Origin of the sequence: Synechococcus sp. H55.9 (assembly GCF_047462355.1) — a bacterium.
Lineage (GTDB): Bacteria > Cyanobacteriota > Cyanobacteriia > Thermostichales > Thermostichaceae > Thermostichus.
Map to the genome: position 1 here is coordinate 1 of NZ_JANSJB010000008.1, position 5,029 is coordinate 5,029.

Annotated in this window: 6 protein-coding genes; all 6 read left to right on the forward strand. The window is 60.9% G+C overall.

The annotated features are described in order from the left end of the window. Positions 1–48: 48 nt before the first annotated feature. The 6 genes from NW857_RS02045 to gvpJ all read left to right on the forward strand — a co-directional run bounded on the left by NW857_RS02045 (position 49) and on the right by gvpJ (position 5,017). A complete protein-coding gene (locus NW857_RS02045; protein WP_414367824.1) occupies positions 49–537 on the forward strand; it encodes a hypothetical protein in 489 nt (162 codons plus the stop codon). A 53-nt stretch (positions 538–590) separates the two neighbouring features. Beyond that, positions 591–2,237 carry a CTP synthase gene (locus tag NW857_RS02050; protein ID WP_414367826.1) on the forward strand — a complete coding sequence of 549 codons (1,647 nt, stop codon included), beginning with the start codon at positions 591–593 and terminating at the stop codon, positions 2,235–2,237. A 31-nt stretch (positions 2,238–2,268) separates the two neighbouring features. Further along, positions 2,269–2,430, forward strand: a complete 162-nt coding sequence (locus NW857_RS02055; RefSeq protein WP_414334739.1) for a DUF2256 domain-containing protein — start codon at positions 2,269–2,271, stop codon at positions 2,428–2,430. 40 nt (positions 2,431–2,470) lie between these two features. Next, positions 2,471–2,926: a phosphate-starvation-inducible PsiE family protein gene (locus tag NW857_RS02060; protein ID WP_414334740.1), complete on the forward strand. Its 456-nt coding sequence runs from the start codon at positions 2,471–2,473 to the stop codon at positions 2,924–2,926. A gap of 241 nt (positions 2,927–3,167) precedes the next feature. Further along, positions 3,168–3,647 (forward strand): peptidylprolyl isomerase, encoded by a 480-nt coding sequence (locus NW857_RS02065; RefSeq protein ID WP_414367845.1) that lies wholly within the window; start codon positions 3,168–3,170, stop codon positions 3,645–3,647. Positions 3,648–3,757: 110 nt separating this feature from the next. Further along, positions 3,758–5,017, forward strand: coding sequence for a gas vesicle protein GvpJ (gene gvpJ / locus NW857_RS02070; protein ID WP_414367827.1), 1,260 nt, complete (start codon positions 3,758–3,760; stop codon positions 5,015–5,017). The last annotated feature ends 12 nt before the right edge of the window (positions 5,018–5,029 follow it).

The window sequence follows — 5,029 nt, forward strand, 5'->3', positions numbered from 1 at the left end:
TCAGTAGAGTAATTCCAGCTAGATCAAAAACTTTGCCAGGAATTGCCCATGAAGTTCATTTTCCCTCTCTGCTTGGCCGGATCCCTATTGTCTGCCCAGGCACAGGGGATCACCCCTCTTTTCCCAGAAACTTCCCGAACTCCTATCCCGCTGCCCCCCAGCCAGGATATTCCCACCCTGCCGATCGTGCCGGATCCGCGACCTGTGCCGCCCACACCCGCCCCGCAGCGCCCGCTGCCCAGGGGGAGTTTTGAAGAGGTGAGCCGCTACTTCCGCGATCTCAACCGGGCCAAAAACCTGGCCCGCCAAGCGGCTGAAATTGCCAACGGGGGCTTGCAGCGCTACCGCGCCGAAGCTTCCATGCACGGGGCGGCCATCGACGCGCCGTTTGAAGAGTTTGCAGATGCCTGGATCTTCACCTTCCGCGGCGGCGAGCCCGGCTTTACTCGGCCCAGCATCGAAACCCAGGTGCGGGTGGATCGGCGCACCTTCCAGACCACCATCCTCTACAACGGCCCCATCCGTTCTCTGCGCTAATGGGATCCCCGCCATCCCTGGCATAATTCAGAAGAGGGCAAGGGATCCGGGGTATGACCAAGTTTGTCTTCGTCACCGGCGGAGTCGTCTCCAGCATCGGCAAAGGCATTGTGGCGGCCAGCCTGGGCCGTCTGCTCAAGTCCCGCAACTACACTGTGTCGATTTTAAAGCTGGATCCCTACATCAATGTGGATCCCGGCACCATGAGCCCCTACCAACACGGGGAAGTGTTCGTCACCGACGACGGCGCCGAGACGGATCTGGACTTGGGCCACTACGAGCGCTTCACCGACACCAACATGTCCAAGCTCAACAACGTCACCACCGGCGCCATTTACCAGGCGGTGATCTACAAGGAGCGGCGGGGCGACTACCAGGGCAGCACAGTGCAGGTGATCCCGCATGTTACGCAGGAGATCAAAGAGCGCATCCGGCGGGTGGCGCGCGAGACCAACCCCGACGTGGTGCTGGTGGAGGTGGGGGGCACGGTGGGGGACATCGAGTCGCTGCCCTTTTTGGAGGCCATCCGCCAATTTCGCAAAGATGTGGGCCGTGCCAATGTGGCCTACGTGCACGTGACCCTGGTGCCTCTCATCAGGGCGGCGGGGGAGATGAAAACCAAGCCCACCCAGCACTCGGTCAAGGAGCTGCGCTCGATCGGGATTCAGCCGGACGTGCTGGTGTGCCGCTGCGAGCAGCCCCTGCCCCGCGGCCTCAAGGAGAAGATCTCCGAGTTTTGCGACGTGCCGGTGGAATGTGTCATCCAGGCCCAGGATGCCCCCAGCATCTACGATGTGCCTTTGGTGCTGGAGCAGGAAGGGTTGGCGCAGCGGGTTTTGCAGATCCTCACCCTGGATCCGCAGCAGCCCGACCTGCGCGAGTGGGAGCTCTTGGTGCAGCGGCTGCACCACCCTCAAGAGCGGGTAGAAATTGCCATTGTCGGCAAATACGTGCGCCTCACCGATGCCTACCTCTCAGTGGCGGAAGCCCTGCGCCATGCAGGCCTGGCCCTCAATGCCGGCGTTACCTTGCGCTGGATCTCTTCTGAAGAAGTTGAGGAGCGGGGGCCAGAAGCCCTGCTGGCCGGTGTGGACGGCGTGGTGGTGCCGGGGGGGTTTGGCAGCCGGGGCATCGAGGGCAAGGTGGCCACCATCCGCCATGTGCGCGAGCGGGGCATCCCCTTCCTAGGGCTGTGCCTGGGCATGCAGTGTGCGGTGATCGACTGGGGATGCCACATTGCCCATCTGGAGCGGGCCAACAGCTACGAGTTCGATCCCGACACCCCCCACCCCGTCATCAGCCTGCTGCCGGAGCAGAAAGATGTAGAGGATCTGGGCGGAACCCTGCGCCTGGGCCTCTATCCCTGCCGCATTTTGCCCAACACCCTGGCGGCCAAGCTCTACGGCGAGGCCATCATCTACGAGCGCCACCGCCATCGCTACGAGTTCAACAACGCCTACCGCAGCCTATTGCTGGATTCCGGCTACGTCATCAGCGGCGTCTCGCCCGATAACCGCCTGGTGGAAATCATCGAGCTGCCCAGCCACCCCTTTTTCATTGCCACCCAGTTCCATCCCGAGTTTCGCTCCCGCCCCAACCGCCCCCATCCCCTCTTTTTGGGATTGATCCAAGCTGCCCTGCACAACCGTTCCCGGCCTCAAGCCTTGCAGTTGCAGAACACAGGGCAGTTATCTGGTTAAGTTATCCAAGGGTTGTTGTTTCCAGCGCGCCATGCCCCGCCACCGGAAGAAGTCGGATTTGCCGAGCAAAATCTGTCTCACCTGCGGCAGGCCCTTCACCTGGCGCAAGAAGTGGGCCGACTGTTGGCCGGAGGTGAAATACTGTTCTGAGCGGTGTCGCAACCATCGCTCCAAGGGATCCCGATCCTCCTAGACGTCTGGGGCAGATAATGGGGTCGTCAAAGGGAGGTGGCATGCGGTTTCTCAAGTGGCTCTTGCACAATCCTCACGAAACGGAAGAGGAGGATCCCTTTCTGCGGGCCATTACCCGCCTAGAAAGTCTGATCTCGAAGCTGCTTTCCATCTTGATGATCGGGCTGATTGGGGTGGCCGTGGTGGATTTGGCCCGCTTCCTGGTGGCCGATCTGCTGCAGGAGCCGACTGGCTTTTTCTCCACCACTTTGATCGAGATCTTCGGCCTTTTTTTGAATATCCTGATCGCGCTGGAGATTCTGGAGAACATTACCGCCTACTTGCAAAAGCAGGTGGTGCAGGTAGAGCTGGTGATTGTGACTTCTTTGATCGCGGTGGCGCGCAAGATCATTATTTTCGATTTTGAGAAGCTGGGGGGCCTGGATCTCATTGGGCTGGCAGCAGCGACGCTAGCTCTCTCCGTCAGCTACTGGCTGGTGCGACGAGCCAAGCCTTGATCCCTGTCGAGCGAAGGGCGGGCCTGGACAAATCCTGATAGGATAGGGGCGGAGCTTTCTGGCAAGAGAGATGCGCGTGCCCTCAGGGGTTGCCCACCTGTTGAAGCTAGCTGTGCTGGCGGTGCTGCTTTGGGTGGGATCTGGCTTTCTTCCCGCTCTGGCCCGCCCGCATTCTTCTTACGATTTGCTCCTGGCACAACAGTTGGGCAAAACCGTGAAAACCTACAACAGTCCCCCGCCAATGGTGATCGACCCGGCCAAGTCCTATACAGCCACGCTGGAGACCACCGCCGGCACGATGGTTTTGGAGCTGTTCCCACAGGAAGCTCCCCTGACAGTGAATAATTTTGTCTTCTTGGCCAATGATCACTTCTACGACGGCGTCATCTTTCACCGGGTCATTCGGGGCTTCATGATTCAGGGCGGGGATCCCACTGGCACGGGGCGAGGCGGGCCAGGCTACCGCTTTCCCGATGAGCCGGTGCAGCGCTCCTACACGCGAGGAACCTTGGCCATGGCCAACGCCGGCCCCAACACCAATGGCAGCCAGTTCTTCATCATGCATGCCGACTACCCGCTGCCGCCCAACTACACGATCTTCGGCCAACTGATCGAGGGGGAGGACGTGTTGGATAAAATTGCCACGGCGCCCACAGGCCCTCAGGATCGCCCGCTGAATCCGGTCGCGATCAAGTCTGTTCGTATCTCGGAATCGAACTAGGTTGGGCCAATCCGGCGAAACAGTTTGGTTAAATTAACTTGGCCTCTGGCCCCATTTTTGCAACTTGCTCTATGGGGGACTCAGTTATGGAGTTCGCTAGGCCCCGGCGAATGTCCCCCCGCATTCTAGTTCTGGATTTTGATGGTGTGCTCTGCGACGGACGGGCGGAGTACTTTGCTTCTTCCTGTCGAGTTTGTAGTCAGGTGTGGGGTTTGGCCCCTGCCCAGTTGGAGCCATTGCGCCCTGCCTTCGACCGCCTGCGACCCCTAATCGAGACCGGCTGGGAGATGCCTCTGCTGCTGTGGGGGCTGCAGCAAGGGATCCCCGAAGAGGACTTGCGCCAAGACTGGCCGGGCTGGCGTCAGCAGTTGTTGCAGCAGGGGGGGGTTTCCGAGCGGGCTTTGGCCCAAGCCCTGGATAAGGTGCGGGATCGCTGGATCGAAGAAGATCTGCAGGGCTGGCTGGGGCTGCACCGCTTTTATCCAGGGGTGACGGCCTGGATGCGCCAGATCCAGGCTGCCGGAGAGCCGCGCCTGGCCATTCTCAGCACCAAAGAGGGGCGGTTTATCCAGCAGCTTTTGCTCCGCGAAGGGATCCAACTGCCGCGCCACCGTATTCTGGGCAAGGAGGTGCAGGCCCCCAAGGCCACCACCTTACAGCGGCTGCTAGCAGCGACCCAGGTAGCGCCTGAGGAACTCTGGTTTGTCGAGGATCGCCTGCAGACGCTGCGCCAGGTGCAGAGCGTACTGGAACTGGAGCAGGTGCTCTTGTTTTTGGCCGACTGGGGCTACAACCTGCCGGAGGAGCGGGAAGAGTCCGCTCGGGATCCCCGTCTCCATTTGCTCAGCCTAGAACAGTTTTGCCAGCCCTTTGAGCAGTGGTTGGCCCTGCCTGTTCCTTCCCCTCGCCTTGCTGTCAGCCCGGCCAGCCCGGAAGACTTCACCCCTGGCCGGAAACGCCCGGAAGCCGGTTTGGCCTCGCTGGTGCTGACCTTGGTGGAGCTGCTGCGGCAGTTGATGGAAGCTCAGGTGGTACGCCAGATGGAAGCCAATCGCCTCTCTGCAGAGCAAATTGAGCGAGCCGGCAGCAGCCTGCAAGCCCTGCGCCAGCAAATTCGGCAACTCTGCGCCCTGCTGGAGATCGACCCAGCGGATCTCAACCTGGACTTGGGAGATCTGGGCACGCTTCTGCCCCGTCAGGGGGACTACTACCCCGGCCAACCCCACGGCGAGGGATCCCTGCTGGAGTTGTTGGATCGGCTGATCCACACCGGCATTGTCATCGACGGCGAGATCGACCTGGGGCTGGCGGACTTGGATCTCATCCACGCCCGCCTAAAACTGGTGCTCACCTCTAGCGCCAAGCTCTAGCGGGGCTGTGAT